Below are 16,978 nucleotides of genomic sequence, written 5' to 3'. Positions count from 1 at the left end.
ACTGCATTACGATGCAAATCTAAATAGACGTGAAGATATCTCTTTAATAATATTGAAATTATTGCTATCTCATACATAACTTCCATAGCTATAAAAGTTGTCTTTCTAAGGGATAGTTGAGGTTATTGCCATTACCCACTCGGTATATATGATGGGTTACACATACACAACCAACTTAAGATGAGTTAGCTTAGAAAGATTTTGTTGCAAGAAAAATGGCTTAAGGCCTTGCGAAAACTGGATTTTAGACACAAAAAAAGCCGCCTATAAGCGACTTTTCTCTTTTCCGTGGTGCCGAAGGCCGGACTCGAACCGGCACGTATTTCTACGGTTGATTTTGAATCAACTGCGTCTACCGATTTCGCCACTCCGGCACGGAAGGGATGCGGAAAACGCTGAGGATTATACCCTTACCCACCAGCCGCGCAACCGGAATCACCAACCCTGCACGCTAAACGTTGAAAAAAACATCACCTACCAGTAAGGCGCTCAAAAGGTTGAAGTCTTGTCTAAATGCGTGACGCTATGAGCAGGTGCTTACAACGCCTTTTCAAAAAAGCGAAACGCGGACTAACAGTACAGGCAAGGAAGCCATGCCCTCTTATCTCAGCAGGCATGATGGCGCCACACATAAAAACTTGCACTATTGATATCCCTTTTCGCGAAGCACTCTCTTCCATTGTTAGCCAGAAGCATTGCCGTGGCATCTGGATAATTTTACCCCGGCTTTCTCATTACTGCTTTACTTAATTGAATACTTCCCCTCCCCCGAGCGTCCACATTAATTACAGGAAGGTTTTACTTATAAAAATAAAATCCACAATGAAACAACTTTACGACAACAGAAAGAAAAAAGCACTCTTACAAGCCATCCTTTTTCACAACGATTTTATTTCTCTATTTATGATCTCCCCATGCTGATTTTGCGTAATCTTGAAGCAGAAAAACTAAGCGCACCTGAAATATAGGCCAGTAGCGTTAAGTAAAGAGATAAAGGATGTATCATAGCGAAAGAATAATTAAGGAAATGCAGGATAATAACATCCTCTCGGCCAAAGCATTAGATCGGGCCGTCGCGGGTGTCCGTGATGCTGTTGAAGAACAGGTTGGCAAAATTGATGCAGGAATGACACGCCTGATAAATTATGGCTCATGTTTTACAACGGATTTCTATGATAAGTGCACAGAGCAGAAGGTTGAAGACCAACGCTTTTTTGCAGGTATCTATCACCTCCTCAAGAAAAAAGAAATTTTCACAGAAATGCTCGAGGCCTATTTTGAATTTGTTTTTGACGGCCGTGACTCTCGACAACTACAAAATATTAAGCGCATGCTGATGCAATTTAATATACATATCGCAACGAGTACATTAACCAGCAGAGCACTTGCAACTGGTGTTGCCATGACTGTATGCATGTCACTAAATGTCAGTCTGCCGCTTAGCCGCTTTGCTGGAAGCACGTTGGGGGCAGCAGCATCGATTACAGGCGTCTACAGTATCGTTCAGGAAGCTGCAGAGAGCGCAAACCGTTTGAAAATATTGCACCCAGATTATTACCAGGCCCTCTATATCCTTGAGCTTGAGATGATGTTCTTTCTTATTGAGGATAGATTTTTAAATGCGCGGGCTTTGCGGCAGCAATGGTTATCTGATAATGAAGTTGCGGATGTTATTTACAAACTGGTGAGGTTTCCATGATTAACTTTTTAAAGAGGCTGCTAAAAGTTGAAATGCAGCTCACATTCTGGTCATGGTTTCCTGGCATCATGACAATAATATTCTTTTTTTTCGCTGTTAACTTTTTTCCTGATTATATGATTTCTCTTACCATAGCTTTTTGGATTGCTATGGTTTGCTTAGCGTATTTTCTGTGGCCGCCAGTTAAGTAAATTTGCTTTGATATGTATTTAATCGCTTTGCTGGCTTTTTTCGACAAAAAGGACTTCACTATGTCAACACCCGCTCACCTGTGGCTCACTGATGAAAACGGCTCTCCTGTGAGCGGTGGCTGCTTGATACCCTCTCGCACCGGCTCCATAGAACTGAAATCGCTATCCCATAACGTCACCATTCCTGTCGACCCACACTGGGGAAAGCTCACTGCTACCCGAGTGCATTCACCCGTAGTAATACAAAAGGAATTTGATCAAACGACCCCCGTCCTTTTTCGTGCGCTCTGTGAAGGCCGCACCTTAAAGAAAGCTATGATAAGAATGTACCGCATCATCGATGCTGGTGTTGAGAGTGAATATTTCAATATCGTACTGGATAACGTAAAGATAACCACTATCTCACCCGTTTTACGCCCTGGCGGACAGGTCAGTACGCATCTTGAAAATATTGAACTGCGTTACGAGTCGATTACCTGGAAATATACCGAGGGTAATATTATTTATCGCGACACCTGGAATAATCTGGTCAGAGCATGAATAGCTGCGACACCTTCATCACTGTCCCCGCTATGCTGCGACAGCCACAACCCTCCCCCTACAGAATCCTCCGATTCTCCCCCTTCTCACCTCCCGCACTCGGAACTTTCTCACCCCATGTTCCTCTTAGCAAAACTGGCGCAGCAATGCATCGCGCGCAGGTTGAACATTAACGAGGGTAAAATGAATAAAACCACGCTAGGCACAATTTTGGGGATGGGGTTCAGCGCGCTGCTGCTGGCAGGCAGCGCATCGGCGACAAGCTGGCAGGATCAGCTGAGCAGCGCGGCGTCGCAGCTCAGCCAGCAGAACAACAGCAACACCAGTGCGACCAACAGTACCGCGCAGAACGGCGGACTGTCGCTCGGCTCGCTAACGGGCCTGCTGAACGGCGGCGACAAGGCGGTCAGCGCCAACAGCATGACCAACGCCGCAGGCGTGATGCAGTACTGCGTGCAGCACAACGTGGTGGATAACAACGTGAAGTCGGTGAAAGAGCAGGTACTGGACAAGCTCGGTCTGAGCACCCAGACGGCGCAGACCCAGAACACCGACTACCAGCAGGGCATCGCCGGCCTGCTTAACACCGGCAACGGCCAGCAGCTGAATCTGCAAAGCCTGAGCAACTCGCCGATGGGCGAGAAGCTGAAAACCAAAGCCTGCGACGTCGTATTGAAGCAGGGCAAAAAATACATCGGCATGTAATCCGCCGCTGTACGGGCGCGAGCTGTCCCTCGCGCCTCTCTCTTCCGCTGTCAGCCACTCCCCGTAATCCGGGTTCTGCATCATCCATGTTGCTGGGGTTGTTGTCTCATGCTACCCGCAGCGAAGTCGGATGAGAGAGTCTTAGTTACTGTCACATCGCTCACCAGCTGCGCGCCAGCCATATGCAGGGCGCGCGGTGGGTGCTGGCGGCGGCATTGGGTATAAAAAAGGCCCGTTAAAGCGGGCCTGTAGACAGATGTTATTTCTCTTCACGCGATCCACTCATAAAATAAAGAGTCAGATCCTTAAAAATTGATATTCCCCCATAGAAACAATACAAAACCACTAAGAATCTTGCTATTCCCGGCGGCAACCAGGCCAACCAGCCATTTTGAGGGAAAATATCAACTGAAGTCAGGATCATACCTGCTGTAAGAATCCCTGGAAGGGTGCAAGCAGATTTGATTCTTTTTTCTTTACCAGGTGCATTGTGCGCCATAATTATGCCCCGAACCGCCACCGTTGCCATTGCCATTGCCATTGCCGTTTGAAAAACACTGACCTGTCACGGCTCCTGTTAGCCCATTTTTTATTGCATTGGGCACTGAGGGGGCTCCAGAAAGAGCGCCAGCGATAATTCCAACTGCACAAGGGTTATCATGAAGAACAGAACCCAAATCCAGGCCACAAGAATTGGTTCCTACAAACCCACCACCTTGTCCGCCATAGCGAGTATGGCCGGTATAATTGTTAGGGTTGTTGAAGGACTCATAGTTACCACCCCCGTTGGCACCCGCAACGTTAACAAGCTGTGCTTTATTCAAAAGTTCCATATTCGAATCTCCTGATAATTATCCATCATGAAGGTAAGCAGCGCTGCGTGATTATCGTACTCACAGAGAGACATTCGGTCAAATAAAACGCAGGCATTTAAAAAGGCACAGTATTTATCTGAAATAAATAGGTTTTTCTCAAAAAACCCTCGGTAATTTCGCAAATATTCCAAACTGGATTAATTAACTTTATAAATTCACATAATAACGAGGCGTAAATCACATTATTTTCCACGCATGAAAAAATAATGTTAATCGTAACTATTTTTTCACAGCGACTTTTAAACACAGATAGTACGACGCGGAGAGGTCGCTGTGCTGAGATATTTAAATTAGTGGAGCCAGTAAGTCACCGTTAATAATTCGGTTGCTGGTGCCGGGTTACAGCTTATTCCTTCACGGCCCTAATGCCTCGCTACCCTTCTCGTCTCCTCCTCCACGCCCTGCAGCAGCGCTTGCTCATACAACCGAATATTGATGTAGCCAGTCACCAGCCCGTAGCGCTTCTGCGCCTGCATATACCCGCCGGAGAGCGGCGGCACGCGCAGCTGATGTCGCTGCCATACCTCCGCCAGCGCCACATCCGAAAGGCTGCGCCGCATAAAGGCAACAATAAATCTAATCGGCATGCTCTGCTCGCCTGTATGGGCGACTGATGAAGTTAAAAAAAGCCGCTCGCCAGCCATACGCAGGATGCGCGGTGAGTGCCGACGGCGGCTTTAGGTATAAAAAAGGCCCGTCGAGGCGGGCCTTGCTGATGAGTTATTTGTCTAAAAGTCTCATAAAATACATAGTGAGATCTTTTAAGATAGATATGCCACCATAAAAGCTAAGTAAGATTAAAAAGAATTTCGCAATACCACATGGGATAATCGCCATCCATTCATTCGGCAAAATATTTAGCGATGATAAAAATAACCCAGCTAAAAGTATCCCGGGTATAATGCAACTTTCTCTAATCTTTCTTTCTCTACCACGTGCATTGTCCGCCAATGTTATTGCTCCCTGAGCCGCCGCCATTACCATTCCCGTTTGAAAAACACCCGCCGGTAATTGCTCCTGCTAAACCACCTTTAATTGCGCTTGCCCAGTTACTTGAACCAGCAAAAATCCCAGTAGCAATGCTAATAACGCATTTATTCGCATCGATAAGTGAGCCTAGATCTAGACCAGCAGAATTTGTTCCTACAAACCCACCACCTTGTCCGCCATAGCGAGTATGGCCGGTATAATTGTTAGGGTTGTTGAAGGACTCATAGTTACCACCCCCATTGGCACCCGCAACGTTAACAAGCTGTGATTTATTCAAAAGTTCCATATTCGAATCTCCTGATAATTATCCATCATAAAGGTAAGCAGCGCTGCGTGATTATCGTACTCACAGATAGCCATGCGGTCAAATAGAACACAGGCGCGCATAAAGGCGCAGTATTTGTCTGAAAAAACTGGCGTTTTCTAAAAAAAATTCTGGTGTCTTTTAAAATATTCCAAATTAAATTAATAAATTTTTTAAACCCACATAATAATGAGGTGTAAATCACATTATTTTCCACGCATGAAAAAACAATGTTAATCGTCACTATTTTTTCACAGCGACTTTTAAACACAGATAGTACAACGCGGAGAAGTTACGGTGCTGGGATATTTGAATTAAAGGAGCCAGTAAGTCACCGTTAATAATTCGGCTGCTGGCGCCTGGCTACTGCTTATTTCTTCACGGCCCTAATACCCTGCTACCCTCCTCGTCTCCTCCTCCACCCCCTGCAGCAGCGCCAGCGCCTGCTCATACGACCGAATACTGGTATAGCCAATCACCAGCCCGTAGCGCTTCTGCGTCTGCACATACCAGCCGGAGAGCGGCAGCACGCGCAGCTGATGTCGCTGCCACACCTCCGCCAGCGCCACATCCTGAATGCCGCGCCGCAGAAAGGCGACGATATGCATGCCGCCGTCGCTGAGCTGATACTCAAACAGATCCGGGAAGCACGCCTGCAGCGCGTCGAGCATCATGCGGCGCCGCTGCTGGTAGAGAATGCGCATCTTTTTGATATGGCGGTAGAAGTGCCCTTCGCTGAGGAACTGCGCGAGGATTTTCTGCGGCAGCAGCGGCAGGCCGTTCTCCAGAATCTTGCCCAGCTCGCGAAAGCGCGCCAGCGTCGCTCTGGGCATCACCAGATAGCCGATGCGCATCGCGGGCATGATGGTTTTACTGAAGGTGCCGGTGTAGATCACCCGGTCGTGCGTATCGAGGCTTTTTAACGCCGGGATCACCTTGCGCGTGTAGTGAAACTCTCCGTCATAGTCATCCTCGATAATCCAGCTCGCGTTCTCCTGCGCCCACGCCAGCAGCTGATGCTTGCGCGGCAGCGACAGCGTTACCGCCAGCGGGCTCTGATGGGTAGGCGTCACCACCGCAAAGCGCGCGTCGGCGTGGTAGCGCAGCAGATGATCGACGTCGATCCCGTCGCGATCGACCGGCACATAGTGCAGGTTGGGCGCGATCCGCTTCAGCAGCTTCTGCCCGAAGAAGTAGCCGGGATCCTCAAACAGCACCTTGTCGCCCGCCTGCGCCAGCACCGCCAGGATCAGCCGCAGGTTGACGCGATAGCCGCTGGTGATAAAGATCTGCTCCGGCTGGCAGTCGAGCCCGCGCGAGATGTTGAGGTAGCTGGCGATCGCCTCGCGCAGCGGCGTATAGCCCATCACCGGCGGCATCAGCATCTCATCCGGCCGCAGGCTGCGCGCCGCTTTGCCGGAAATCAGCAGCCACTTCTTCAGCGGAAAGGCGTCCAGCGACGGAACGCCGAGCCGCATCTCGCCCTTGCTCTCCCGCTGCTCAATGCGCAGCGGCAGGTCGCTCTCCTCTGGCTGCCACGCTGGCTCCTCTCTGGTGACAGGCGTAAGCGCCGGGTTGACGCGCGTGCCCTTCGCGCCCTCGCTGACGAAGTAGCCCTCGCCGACAAGGATTTCATAAGCGGCCTCCACCGTTTTGCGCGCCACGCGCAGCTCGCTGGCCAGCACGCGGATCGCCGGCACGCGGTCGCCCGGCTTCAGCACGCCCGCCTGGATCTGCTGACGATAGCGCGCGTAAATCTCTCTGTATCCCACCGCGATGTCCTGCCTGTTTTCACGTTTTATGGCCCTTTTTACTCTGACATAGAAGGCTATGATGCCTCCAGTTTTTAACCGCTTTCCATTACCGTTCTGCAGGAGGAAACCCCCATGACGTTACGCATTAACCACTTCAAAACCGTCCCGGCGCTGGCGAATGCCCTCGGCGAGGCCTCACTGGCGCTACGCAAAACCTCGCTGGACGCCACGCTCAGGCATCTGATAGATGTCCGCGCCTCACAGCTCAACCACTGCGCGTTCTGCCTTGATATGCATGTGAAGGAGGCGAAGCTGGACGGCGAGCGCGAGCTGCGTCTGCATCACGTCGCCATCTGGCGCGAGTCGCCGCTGTTTAATGCGCGGGAGAAGGCGGCGCTGGCGCTGACCGAAGCCCTGACGCGCCTCGGCGAACAGGGCGTGAGCGAGGCGCTCTACGGCGAGCTGCGCGAGCACTTCTCCGAGGTGGAGATCAGCGAGCTGGCCTTTGCCATCGCGCTGATCAACAGCTGGAACCGCCTGCAGATCCTGTCGCAGATGGCGCCGGGCGCGCTCGACAGCGCCTACGGGCTGGACCGCGCTGAACTGCATTAATTTTAACGCCAGCAGCGCAGGCTGCTGGTTGCCCCATGTTTTTCTGCGCGCCCTGAAGCTATAGTGACGTTTTGCACTACAAAGGACAGCACGCATGAAAGGCATCAATATTGCGATTTACTTCGATCCCGATCTCATTTTCGCGACCGTGCACCAGCCGGACGGCAGCTATCTGAGCAAAAACTTTCAGTACGACGATGCGGTAATTGAAGAGATTTATCAGTGGCTGGAACAGTTTACCCCAAATCGCACCCATATCTGCCTGCTTGAGCACGACACTGCCGATATCCTCGCCGACGAACTGGTGGATAACGGCTATCACGTTCATCGCGTCAGCACCCACCTGATGCTGGAGTGGTTTACCTCCTCGCCGCCCGCCACGCCGGACGGTTCGCCGGTGCGCGCGCTGCTGCGCTATCTGGAGGAGGAGAAGCCGGAACAGTATGTGTCGCGCACGCCGCAGATCGAGGCGCTGCTCGATATGTTCGACGATCTCGACGCGCTGGAAGAGGTGGAAGAGGAAGATGACGAAGACAGCCTGCCGGATGACGTGCTGCGCCTGGTGAAGCAGAAGAAGATCACCGCGCTCGCCGCCGCGCAGAGCCTGATCCCGGAGCTGAGCGAACGCATCCGCGAGCACCTGATGCGCTATCCAGAGCTGATGACGCCCGAGCTGCTGGAAGATTTTTTCCCGGAGCTGCTGGAAGCGATGGAACGGCCTAAACACTAATCCCGCGACAGAAGAGGACGCATATGCAGGCGTTATTAGAAGCGGTGGGATTAGGGCTGATCGTGCTGCTGCCGCTCGCTAACCCGCTCACCACCGTGGCGCTGTTCCTTGGGCTGGCGGGCGAGATGAACTTCAGCGAGCGCAACCGTCAGGCGCTGCAGGCCTCCATCTATGTATTCGCCATTATGATGGTGGCCTGGTACGCGGGCAACGCGGTGCTCAATACCTTTGGCATCTCGATCCCCGGCCTGCGCATTGCGGGCGGGCTGATCGTCGCCTTTATCGGCTTTCGCATGCTGTTTCCCGCGCAGCCGGTCGGCCACTCGGTGGAGGCGCAGCACAAGCAGGATGAGCTGGATAACAGCAGCACGCATCAGGAGCCGGTCAATATCGCCTTTGTGCCGCTGGCGATGCCGAGCACTGCCGGTCCCGGCACCATCGCGATGATCATCAGCACCGCCTCCACGGTGAAAAGCGGCGTCGATTTTCCCGCGTGGGTGATTACCGCCGCGCCGCCGCTCACCTTTCTGCTGGTGGCGCTGATCCTGTGGGTCGCGCTGCGCAGTTCCGGCAGCATTATGAAGCTGGTGGGGAAAGGCGGCATCGAGGCGATTTCGCGCCTGATGGGCTTTTTGCTGGTCTGTATGGGCGTGCAGTTTGTGATTAACGGCGTGCTGGAAGTGGCGCATAACTTCCATTAAGGCCGATGTCGAAGAGCGCACATCAGGCGGTCAATATGTTCTATCAGGCAGCTAACAAACTTGAAACGCGGGTGACATGGCCCGAAGAGCAAAGCGTCCCGCGACAGGGATGTCGCGGGCCGAGCGGGCAAGGATGCGTAAAGCGCCTTTGCGATCGGGCCTTGTCACCTGCGTCTGCACATAACAGCCAACAAAAAAGGGCGCCGCGGCGCCCTTCTCTTACTTCTCAGCCGTCTGAAAGAAGACGCAGTGCCCTTTAGTCGTGCTTCAGCGACTTCCGCACATCCGCAACCTGATCCTTGCTCACCGCTGGCGCATTGTTGCTCCAGCCCTGACGGATAAAGGTCGCGAGCTGCGCCACTTCGTCGTCGCTCAGACGCTTGCCGAAGCCCGGCATCGCCAGCGTCGACGGCGCCTTCTCGGTAGAGGGCTGCTGCGCGCCTTCCAGGATAGTGTGGATCAGTCCGGTCGGATCCTTGGCGTTAACAATCGTCGCCTGATCCAGCTCCGGGAAAATCCCCGGCGCGCCCTTGCCGGTAACAAAGTGGCAGGCGCCGCAGTTGTCGATGTAAAGACGCTCGCCTTCGCTCAGGTTCTTCGCCGCCGTCAGCTTCGCTTCGGTCTGCTGCTGCGCCTGCACGTTGTAGGCCTGCAGCGGCGGATTGCCGCCCAGGAACTTCAGATAGGCCGCGACCGCTTTGAGATCGGCGTCGGTCATGTGCGAGCTGCTGTGCTCAATCACCGACTTCATCTCGCCGCCTACCGCCGCCTTATCGTTACGGCCGGTCTGCAGGTAATCGACGATCTCCTGCTCGCTCCAGCGCGGCAGACCGCGCAGCGACGGCACGTCCCAGTTATTCAGGCTGCCGCCCGCCAGGAACTTCTCATCGCCGCTGTCGAGCGCCTTCTCGTTCATGCCGAGGCCGCGCGGCGTGTGGCAGCTGCCGCAGTGGCCGAGGCTCTCGACGATATAGGCGCCGCGGTTAATCTCTTCAGAGGCACCGCCGATCGGCTGGAACGGCTTGTCGCTGGTGAACGCCCAGTTCCAGAAGCGCATGCCCCAGCGCTGGCTGAACGGAAAGCTCAGGCTGGTCTCCGGCGGCTGCTCGGCGCTCGGCTGCACGCCCTTCATGAAGTAGACATACAGCGCGTGCATATCTTCATCGCTGATTTTGGCGTAGTCCGGGTACGGCATCGCAGGATAGAGGCGCGAGCCGTCCGGCAGCACGCCTTTGCGCACCGCGTCGGAGAACTGCTGCTCGCTGTAGTTGCCGATGCCGTGCTCTTTGTCCGGCGTGATGTTGGTCGAATAGATGGTGCCAAGGTTCGACTCAATCGCCAGCCCGCCGGAATAGTCCGGCTTGCCCGCAACAGAGTGACAGGCCATACAGTCGCCGAGGCGCGACAGGTATTCGCCCTTCTTGATCAGCTGGGCCTCATCTTCCGCATGCGCCTGGCTCGCCATGCATCCCAGCAGCACGGCGTTGGCGAGTAACAATGATTTCAGTTTCATATGCTTATGCCTGTACCAGTGGACCGGGGTTCTTCAGATACTGTTCCTTGATCGCCTGCGCCGCCATCAGGGTAATCGCGCCGATGGTATCGGTCGGGTTCGCCTGGAAGTTCTGCGGGAAAGCGTTGCCGCCCGGTACAAACACGTTATGCACGTCCCAGCTCTGCAGATACTTGTTCAGCGCAGAGGTTTTCGGGTTGTCGCCCATTACCGCGCCGCCCACGTTGTGGGTGGAGACGTACTTGGTCAGGTCGAAGTTGGCGTCCATCGGCAGGAAGCTCATGCTCATGCTGTCCGGGTTCAGCTCTTTGCTGATATTGCCGACGATGCCTTTCAGGTACTGCTGCAGCTTGAGCTCGTTCTGTTTCCAGTTAAAGGTCATGCGCAGCAGCGGCTGGCCGCGGTGGTCGGTGTAGTTCGGATCGAGGTCAAGATAGACGTCGCGGTACGACTGGCAGGTCGTGGTAATGCTGATCTTCATGGAGTGGCCGTACCACTCTTCCAGACCCTCTTTGTAGCCCATGCCCCAGCTCGGCGTGCCTTTCGGCAGCGAGGTGGCAATCGGCGTGCCGGTGGCCTGCGAGCTGTGGATCTTCGCGCCGCCGAGGAAGCCGAGGCCCGGACCGTCGAAGTTGCCTGGCGAGATGTCGTTGAACATCTGGCCGGTGGCGCCTGCGGTGGCGTACGGGTTGAAGTTTTTATCCTTGAAGAACAGGGTCGCGCCGCCGTTCGACAGGAAGGCGTAGTTACGTCCAACCACGCCCTCTTCGGTGATCGGGTTGTACGGCTTGCCGATGCCGGAGAGCAGCATCAGACGCACGTTGTAGAGCTGGAAGCTGGAGAGCACGACAATTTTCGCCGGCTGGAACACTTCATTGCCGTCGACGTCGTAGTAGATCACGCCTTTGGCGGTCTTCTTGTCGTCATGCAGCACCACCTTCACCACTTCCGCGTGCACTTCGTAGGAGAAGTTCGGCATGCGCTTCAGCGCATCCATCACCGCAGTCTGCGGCGACGCTTTGGAGTAGTTCAGGCAGGGATACTTCGAGCAGTAGCCGCAGTAGTTGCAGGGGGCGATCTGGTTGCCGTACGGGTTTTTCCACGCGCGGGAGACGCACGCCGACGGGTTCGGGAACGGATGGTAGCCCAGCTTCGTCGCCGCCTCTTTAAACATCACGTTGTTCAGCGTGTCTTCCAGCGCCGGCAGCGGATAAGGCTCGGAGCGCGGGCCTTCGAACGGGTCGCCGCCTTCCAGAATCTGACCACGCAGGTTGCCGGTGGTGCCCGACTGGCCGCAGATCAGCTCAAACTTGTAGTAGTAGGGCTCGATCTCATCCCAGGTGAACGGGAAGTCCATCACGCGCATATCTTCCTGCAGGATGCCCGGCTTGTAGGCCTCGTCCACGTAGGTTTTCAGCTTGATGTCGGTCGGCGTCGGACGGATCAGAACCGCCGTCCAGTGCATGCCTGCGCCGCCCACGCCGGTGCCCGGCGCGAAGGCGCCCCATTTGCGGGTCGGCAGCGCGGTCTGGGTGGTGTCGTAACGCACGGTGACCGCCACCTCTTTCGGCGTGGCGAACACTTTGTTACGCACGTTATAGGCGTATTCGTCAGCCGGTTTCGGGTAGGCGAAATCGGGGTAGTCGCGCTCGCCGCCGCGCTCCAGGGCGCGCACTTCGAGGCCCGCCAGCGCCAGTTCGATGCTCATCAGCGAGCCGGCCCAGCCGAGGCCGCAAACGACGACGTCGACTTCTTTTTTAGTAATCTGTGCCATGATAATCCTGTCTCAAATACCTGATTCAACGCCGTTAAGCGCGTTCACCCAAAAGGCTGACCGGCCCCAGCGGATAAGGCACGTTGTGCTGCTTCACCCATTCGGTGAAGCTGGCGCGCGCGCCGGGGAAGCCGATGGCGATCCAGGCTTTCATGCCTTTATTACCGCCGTACATCGGATCCGCGAGATAGCCGTGCTTGGTATCAGAGAGCAGCTGGCTGAAGAACTGCGACGCTTTCAGATTGCCTTCGCCCAGCGCGGCGAAGTCGATGCCGTTCTTGTTGAGTTTGGTCAACACGTCATCTTTCTCTTCCAGCGTGAGCTGCTGGAACGGCTTGTTATAGGTAGTCTGCACCCACTGCGTCACCAGCTTGATCGCCGTGTGGTACATCTGCTGCGGCGTGAACGGAATCTGGTAGCCGAAGGTCGGATCGGCGTGGACGTTGAACGGGCCCTGCAGGTAGATCTCGTCGCCGAACTCGCTGGTCTGCAGCTGCTGGTCGATAAAGATCGGCACGTTGGTTTCCAGCGCGCCTGGCGCTTTGCCTTTGCCGCCTGCCGGGATCAGGCGATCGGTTGCGGCCAGAATAAACTGCCACTCGTCCGCGCTAAAAAAGCCCGGTTTATAATCGGCCAGATCCGGCGCGGCCATTTCTGCTGCCTGTGCGGCGGTCAGCCCTTTTAAAACCAGGTCACCTAGCGGCAATGCCAGTAGAGACCCGAGCAAAAACTTTCGTCTGGTGGTGGGTTTATCAAGAAGCATAGCGGCACGACTCTCACTTGCTGTAAAAGTAATATATTTGTTAAACACAAATCTTATCGGTCATTTCCGCGGCAATATTAGGGATATAGATATGTCTAAATGTAACAATAAAAGTAGAAATGTGTTTTAGTGAAAATTTATAATTGTGTTATTGGATGGTTACAGACGGGTAACGGGCTGTGAAGACAGGAATTTTGTTTAAAAATGCACAATTGATGGTTTATTGAACAGAAAATTTGTGCGCAGGACCATTTTTATTTGCGCTGCGTGACAGTTGCTAAAAATAATCAATCAAAAAAAATCATACTTCCATACAAGAGAACTATTCTCATCAGCAACAATATATTCACTTAATTACAGCAGCAATGACATATAGCGGAAAATGTGATCGCTCTTTTATCACGCGACTGTTTTAAGGCGGCGGCTGAATAAATGCATTCCCCTCATCCCCACCGCGCTAAAACAGTGAAAAGCGCGAAAAATAGCAGACGATCTTTTTATGCAAAGCTCATAACAAAGCGGCATTTTGACTCTGGCGCGCCGCGGATATAGTCGGTTTATCAACGACTCAGGATAAACTTCTATGCGACGCATTTTGCTTGTGATGTTAAGCGCGCTGGCCTTCGCGCCGATGGCGCACGCCGGGACGCCGAAAGATACGCTGGTTATCGCCGTGCCGCTCGACGGCATTATCAGTTTCGATCCGGCAGAGAGCTTTGAAACGGTCAGCAACAGCAGCCTGCGTAATGTTTACCAGACGCTGGCGGAGCCGAATAAAGACGATCCGCAAAAGCTGTCGCCGCTGCTGGCGCGCAGCTGGCAGCCGGGCGAAACGCCCCATAGCCTGATCTTCAACCTTAATCCCGATGCGCGCTTCGTCAGCGGCAATCCGGTGACCGCGCAGGATGTCATCTTCTCGCTGACGCGCGCGGTAAAGCTCAACAAAGCGCCCTCGTTTATTCTCGGCGAGTTCGGCTGGACGCCGGAGAATATCGACAGCCAGTTCACGGCGCTCAATGACCACCAGCTGGCGATCCGCTGGCCGGCGCAAATCGGCCAGGATCTTGCGCTGCGCCTGCTCACCGCGCCGGTCAGTTCAGTCGTCGACAGCAAAACCGCGCTGCAGCACGCCAGCAACAACGACACCGGCAACGGCTGGCTGAAGACCCACTCCGCGGGCAGCGGCGCGTTTTCTATCAAACAGTTTGTGCCGCTGCAGGCACTGGTGCTGGAGGCCAATCCGCACGCCGTACCGCAGCCGCACCTGAAGCGCGTGCTGCTGAAGGGCGTCGCCGATCCCGGCACCCGTCGTCTGCTGGTGCAGCAGGGCGACGTCGATGTCGCCTACCAGCTCGGCCCCGATCAGATCGCCGCGCTGAAGCGCGATGCCAACGTGCGTATCGACGCCTTCCCGTCGAGCCTGGTCTACTATCTCGGCTTCAACACCAAAAACGCCCAGCAGCCGGCGCTCGGCAACCCGGCGCTGTGGCAGGCGGCGCGCTGGCTGGTGGACTACGACAGCCTCGCCAACCAGCTGCTGAAAGGCCAGTACCGCATCCACCAGAGCTTCCTGCCGGACGGCTTTGACGGCGCGCTCAACACCACCCCGTTCCACTACGACGTCAGCAAGGCAAAGGCGATCCTGAAGGATGGCGGCATCGCCCCGGGCACCCATATCGCCCTGACGGTGGTAAACCAGCCGCCCTATATCGACGTGGCGCAGGCGCTGCAGGCGAGCTTCGCGAAAGCGGACGTTAATCTGGATATTCAGCCGGTGGCGGAGTCGGAGCTGTGGAGCAAAATGCGCGGTCGCGACTTCCAGTCCATCTTCATTTACTGGGGCGCGGACTATATCGACCCGAACACCAACGCCAGCGCCTTCGCCTATAACGTGCCGGGCGGCTCGAAAACCCTGGCGTGGCGCGTGGGCTGGGATATCCCGGCGCTGAGCGCCGAGACGCGCAAGGCGGCGGGCGAAAGCAATGCCGAGCAGCGCCGCGCGCTCTACACCCATTTGCAGACCGAGGTGCAGCAGAACTCGCCGTTCGTCACTATTCTGCAGGGCGCGCAGCAGGTGGCGGTGCGCAAGAATCTCAGCAACGTTAAGCAGGGCATCGGCGTCAGCATGCTGTTGCTGGACGAGGTGCAAAAATAACTCTCGTGGCGCGCGGGCATCGTTCCGCGCGCCAGCCTTAACGGCGCTTATATCGCACAGCCGTTTCAGCGCAATCCTCTCACTTTCCCCCGCCGCGCTTGCTATCCTTCAGACACTGTCCTTTGCCAGAGAGTGAACCTATGACCGCCCCGCTGCTTATTGCCCAGACGCCCGATGTGCAACTCCACCTTCTGCCCGCGATGGCGAACCGCCACGGGCTGATCACCGGCGCGACCGGCACCGGCAAAACCGTGACGCTGCAGAAGCTGGCTGAATCCTTCTCCGCCATCGGCGTGCCGGTGTTTATGGCGGACGTGAAAGGCGACCTGACCGGCATCGCGACAGAAGGCCAGCAGAGCGAGAAACTGCTGGCGCGGCTGGCGAAGATCGGCGTCACCGACTGGCAGCCGCAGCGCAGCCCGGTGATGCTGTGGGACGTTTTCGGCGAGCAGGGCCACCCGGTACGGGCCACCGTCTCCGACCTCGGCCCGCTGCTGCTGGCGCGCCTGCTGAATCTCAACGAGATCCAGAGCGGCGTGCTGCAGATTATCTTCCGCGTCGCCGACGATCAGGGACTGCTGCTGCTCGACTTCAAAGATCTGCGCGCGATGACGCAGTACATCGGCGACAACGCCAAAAGCTTCCAGACGCAGTACGGCAATATCAACAGCGCGTCGGTGGGCGCCATCCAGCGCGGGCTGCTGGCGCTGGAGCAGCAGGGCGCAGAGCACTTCTTCGGCGAGCCGATGCTCGATATCCGCGACCTGATGCGCGTCGACGCCGACGGCAAAGGCTTTATCAATATCCTGGCGGCGGACAAGCTCTACCAGCAGCCGAAGCTCTACGCCACCAGCCTGCTGTGGCTGCTGTCGGAGCTTTACGAGCATCTGCCGGAGGTGGGCGACCTGGAGAAGCCGAAGATGGTGTTCTTCTTCGACGAGGCGCACCTGCTGTTCAATGACGCGCCGCCGGTGCTGCTGGAGAAGGTGGAACAGGTGATGCGCCTGATCCGCTCAAAAGGGGTCGGCGTCTGGTTCGTTACCCAGAACCCCGCCGACGTGCCCGAGAGCGTGCTCGGCCAGCTCGGCAACCGCGTGCAGCACGCGCTGCGCGCCTTCACGCCGAAAGATCAGAAGGCGGTGAAGAGCGCCGCCGACACCCTGCGCGCCAACCCGGCTTTCAACACCGTTGAGGCGATTCAGGCGCTGGGCACCGGCGAAGCGCTGATCGCTTTCCTGGATGAAAAAGGCAGCCCGTCGGTGGTCGAGCGCGCGATGGTGATCGCGCCTGGCTCGCGCATGGGGCCGGTTACCCTCGACGAGCGCAACGGCCTGATTAACCACTCGCCGCTGGCGGGCAAATATGATGAGGAGGTCGACCGCGAATCCGCCTATGAGAAGCTGCAGCAGGGCGTGAAAGGCGCCAGCGAGCAGGCCAATGCGCCGCAGGCGAAAGGCAATCAGGTCGAGGTCGACGACAACATTCTTGGCGGGCTGAAAAAGGTGCTGTTCGGCCATACCGGCCCGCGCGGCGGCAAGCATGACGGCATCGTGCAGAGCGTGGCGAAGAGCGCCACGCGGCAGATCGCTAACCAGATCATTCGCGGCGTGCTCGGCAGCCTGCTGGGCGGGCGCCGTCGCTAAGGCGGTTTCCGCGGCGGTTTCGCCTCTGC

16 protein-coding genes and 1 tRNA gene are annotated in these 16,978 nt (G+C 55.7%); 8 read left to right on the top strand and 9 right to left on the bottom strand.

What is annotated here, in order from left to right; translation table 11 throughout:
* Positions 1–289: 289 nt before the first annotated feature.
* Positions 290–374: transfer RNA gene (locus ACR6A7_RS08310), tRNA-Leu, on the bottom strand.
* 623 nt (positions 375–997) lie between these two features.
* On the opposite strand from ACR6A7_RS08310, the gene ACR6A7_RS08305 reads away from it, so the two are divergent.
* The 3 genes from ACR6A7_RS08305 to ACR6A7_RS08295 all read left to right on the top strand — a co-directional run bounded on the left by ACR6A7_RS08305 (position 998) and on the right by ACR6A7_RS08295 (position 3,135).
* Entirely contained in the window at positions 998–1,699 is a 702-nt protein-coding gene (locus tag ACR6A7_RS08305; protein WP_434124356.1) for a hypothetical protein, read from the top strand.
* Between the two features lie 251 nt (positions 1,700–1,950).
* On the top strand, positions 1,951–2,430 hold the full coding sequence (locus tag ACR6A7_RS08300; RefSeq protein WP_434124355.1) for an Hcp family type VI secretion system effector: 480 nt from the start codon (positions 1,951–1,953) through the stop codon (positions 2,428–2,430).
* 183 nt (positions 2,431–2,613) lie between these two features.
* Positions 2,614–3,135 carry a YjjA family protein gene (locus ACR6A7_RS08295; protein WP_434124353.1) on the top strand — a complete coding sequence of 174 codons (522 nt, stop codon included), beginning with the start codon at positions 2,614–2,616 and terminating at the stop codon, positions 3,133–3,135.
* Positions 3,136–3,394: 259 nt separating this feature from the next.
* On the opposite strand, the gene ACR6A7_RS08290 is transcribed toward ACR6A7_RS08295, so the two are convergent.
* From ACR6A7_RS08290 to pdxR, 5 genes are all read right to left on the bottom strand, one after another.
* On the bottom strand, positions 3,395–3,634 hold the full coding sequence (locus tag ACR6A7_RS08290; RefSeq protein ID WP_434124352.1) for a hypothetical protein: 240 nt from the start codon (positions 3,632–3,634) through the stop codon (positions 3,395–3,397).
* On the bottom strand, positions 3,612–3,968 hold the full coding sequence (locus ACR6A7_RS08285) for a hypothetical protein (RefSeq protein ID WP_434124351.1): 357 nt from the start codon (positions 3,966–3,968) through the stop codon (positions 3,612–3,614). Before ACR6A7_RS08285 ends, ACR6A7_RS08290 begins: the two co-directional genes overlap by 23 nt.
* A 404-nt stretch (positions 3,969–4,372) precedes the next feature.
* Positions 4,373–4,597, bottom strand: a complete 225-nt coding sequence (locus tag ACR6A7_RS08280; protein WP_434124350.1) for a hypothetical protein — start codon at positions 4,595–4,597, stop codon at positions 4,373–4,375.
* Between the two features lie 341 nt (positions 4,598–4,938).
* Positions 4,939–5,286, bottom strand: a complete 348-nt coding sequence (locus ACR6A7_RS08275) for a hypothetical protein (RefSeq protein WP_434124349.1) — start codon at positions 5,284–5,286, stop codon at positions 4,939–4,941.
* A gap of 404 nt (positions 5,287–5,690) precedes the next feature.
* Positions 5,691–7,076: a MocR-like pyridoxine biosynthesis transcription factor PdxR gene (gene pdxR / locus ACR6A7_RS08270; protein ID WP_434124348.1), complete on the bottom strand. Its 1,386-nt coding sequence runs from the start codon at positions 7,074–7,076 to the stop codon at positions 5,691–5,693.
* A gap of 114 nt (positions 7,077–7,190) precedes the next feature.
* Between pdxR and ACR6A7_RS08265 the strand changes: the two genes are divergently transcribed.
* The 3 genes from ACR6A7_RS08265 to ACR6A7_RS08255 all read left to right on the top strand — a co-directional run bounded on the left by ACR6A7_RS08265 (position 7,191) and on the right by ACR6A7_RS08255 (position 9,101).
* Positions 7,191–7,670 carry a carboxymuconolactone decarboxylase family protein gene (locus ACR6A7_RS08265; protein ID WP_434124347.1) on the top strand — a complete coding sequence of 160 codons (480 nt, stop codon included), beginning with the start codon at positions 7,191–7,193 and terminating at the stop codon, positions 7,668–7,670.
* 94 nt (positions 7,671–7,764) lie between these two features.
* Positions 7,765–8,400 (top strand): hypothetical protein, encoded by a 636-nt coding sequence (locus ACR6A7_RS08260; RefSeq protein ID WP_033749355.1) that lies wholly within the window; start codon positions 7,765–7,767, stop codon positions 8,398–8,400.
* A gap of 23 nt (positions 8,401–8,423) precedes the next feature.
* Positions 8,424–9,101 (top strand): MarC family NAAT transporter, encoded by a 678-nt coding sequence (locus ACR6A7_RS08255; protein WP_434124346.1) that lies wholly within the window; start codon positions 8,424–8,426, stop codon positions 9,099–9,101.
* A 256-nt stretch (positions 9,102–9,357) separates the two neighbouring features.
* Here ACR6A7_RS08255 and ACR6A7_RS08250 read toward each other — a convergent pair whose 3' ends face one another.
* From ACR6A7_RS08250 to ACR6A7_RS08240, 3 genes are read right to left on the bottom strand one after another with little or no spacing between them, the layout of a single operon-like run.
* The gene (locus tag ACR6A7_RS08250) at positions 9,358–10,614 is read right to left on the bottom strand and encodes a c-type cytochrome (RefSeq protein ID WP_434124345.1); all 1,257 of its coding nucleotides are present in this window, start codon (positions 10,612–10,614) and stop codon (positions 9,358–9,360) included.
* 4 nt (positions 10,615–10,618) lie between these two features.
* The gene (locus ACR6A7_RS08245) at positions 10,619–12,388 is read right to left on the bottom strand and encodes a GMC family oxidoreductase (protein WP_434124344.1); all 1,770 of its coding nucleotides are present in this window, start codon (positions 12,386–12,388) and stop codon (positions 10,619–10,621) included.
* Between the two features lie 34 nt (positions 12,389–12,422).
* Positions 12,423–13,151 (bottom strand): gluconate 2-dehydrogenase subunit 3 family protein, encoded by a 729-nt coding sequence (locus ACR6A7_RS08240; RefSeq protein ID WP_434124343.1) that lies wholly within the window; start codon positions 13,149–13,151, stop codon positions 12,423–12,425.
* 583 nt (positions 13,152–13,734) lie between these two features.
* On the opposite strand from ACR6A7_RS08240, the gene ACR6A7_RS08235 reads away from it, so the two are divergent.
* A complete protein-coding gene (locus ACR6A7_RS08235; protein WP_434124342.1) occupies positions 13,735–15,306 on the top strand; it encodes an ABC transporter substrate-binding protein in 1,572 nt (523 codons plus the stop codon).
* Between the two features lie 140 nt (positions 15,307–15,446).
* Positions 15,447–16,949 (top strand): helicase HerA-like C-terminal domain-containing protein, encoded by a 1,503-nt coding sequence (locus ACR6A7_RS08230; protein ID WP_434124341.1) that lies wholly within the window; start codon positions 15,447–15,449, stop codon positions 16,947–16,949.
* Positions 16,950–16,978 lie beyond the last annotated feature (29 nt).

Source organism: Pantoea phyllosphaerae, from assembly GCF_051025595.1.
Lineage (GTDB): Bacteria > Pseudomonadota > Gammaproteobacteria > Enterobacterales > Enterobacteriaceae > Pantoea.
Note: the sequence above shows the minus strand (reverse complement) of the source record. Positions and strands in the feature narration are given on the sequence as shown.

Coding starts and splice junctions, on each gene's coding strand:
- ACR6A7_RS08305 (WP_434124356.1), top strand. CDS start 998: ATGTATCATAGCGAAAGAATAATTAAGGAAATGCAGGATAATAACATC.
- ACR6A7_RS08300 (WP_434124355.1), top strand. CDS start 1,951: ATGTCAACACCCGCTCACCTGTGGCTCACTGATGAAAACGGCTCTCCT.
- ACR6A7_RS08295 (WP_434124353.1), top strand. CDS start 2,614: ATGAATAAAACCACGCTAGGCACAATTTTGGGGATGGGGTTCAGCGCG.
- ACR6A7_RS08290 (WP_434124352.1), bottom strand. CDS start 3,634: ATGGCGCACAATGCACCTGGTAAAGAAAAAAGAATCAAATCTGCTTGC.
- ACR6A7_RS08285 (WP_434124351.1), bottom strand. CDS start 3,968: ATGGAACTTTTGAATAAAGCACAGCTTGTTAACGTTGCGGGTGCCAAC.
- ACR6A7_RS08280 (WP_434124350.1), bottom strand. CDS start 4,597: ATGCCGATTAGATTTATTGTTGCCTTTATGCGGCGCAGCCTTTCGGAT.
- ACR6A7_RS08275 (WP_434124349.1), bottom strand. CDS start 5,286: ATGGAACTTTTGAATAAATCACAGCTTGTTAACGTTGCGGGTGCCAAT.
- ACR6A7_RS08265 (WP_434124347.1), top strand. CDS start 7,191: ATGACGTTACGCATTAACCACTTCAAAACCGTCCCGGCGCTGGCGAAT.
- ACR6A7_RS08260 (WP_033749355.1), top strand. CDS start 7,765: ATGAAAGGCATCAATATTGCGATTTACTTCGATCCCGATCTCATTTTC.
- ACR6A7_RS08255 (WP_434124346.1), top strand. CDS start 8,424: ATGCAGGCGTTATTAGAAGCGGTGGGATTAGGGCTGATCGTGCTGCTG.
- ACR6A7_RS08250 (WP_434124345.1), bottom strand. CDS start 10,614: ATGAAACTGAAATCATTGTTACTCGCCAACGCCGTGCTGCTGGGATGC.
- ACR6A7_RS08245 (WP_434124344.1), bottom strand. CDS start 12,388: ATGGCACAGATTACTAAAAAAGAAGTCGACGTCGTCGTTTGCGGCCTC.
- ACR6A7_RS08240 (WP_434124343.1), bottom strand. CDS start 13,151: ATGCTTCTTGATAAACCCACCACCAGACGAAAGTTTTTGCTCGGGTCT.
- ACR6A7_RS08235 (WP_434124342.1), top strand. CDS start 13,735: ATGCGACGCATTTTGCTTGTGATGTTAAGCGCGCTGGCCTTCGCGCCG.
- ACR6A7_RS08230 (WP_434124341.1), top strand. CDS start 15,447: ATGACCGCCCCGCTGCTTATTGCCCAGACGCCCGATGTGCAACTCCAC.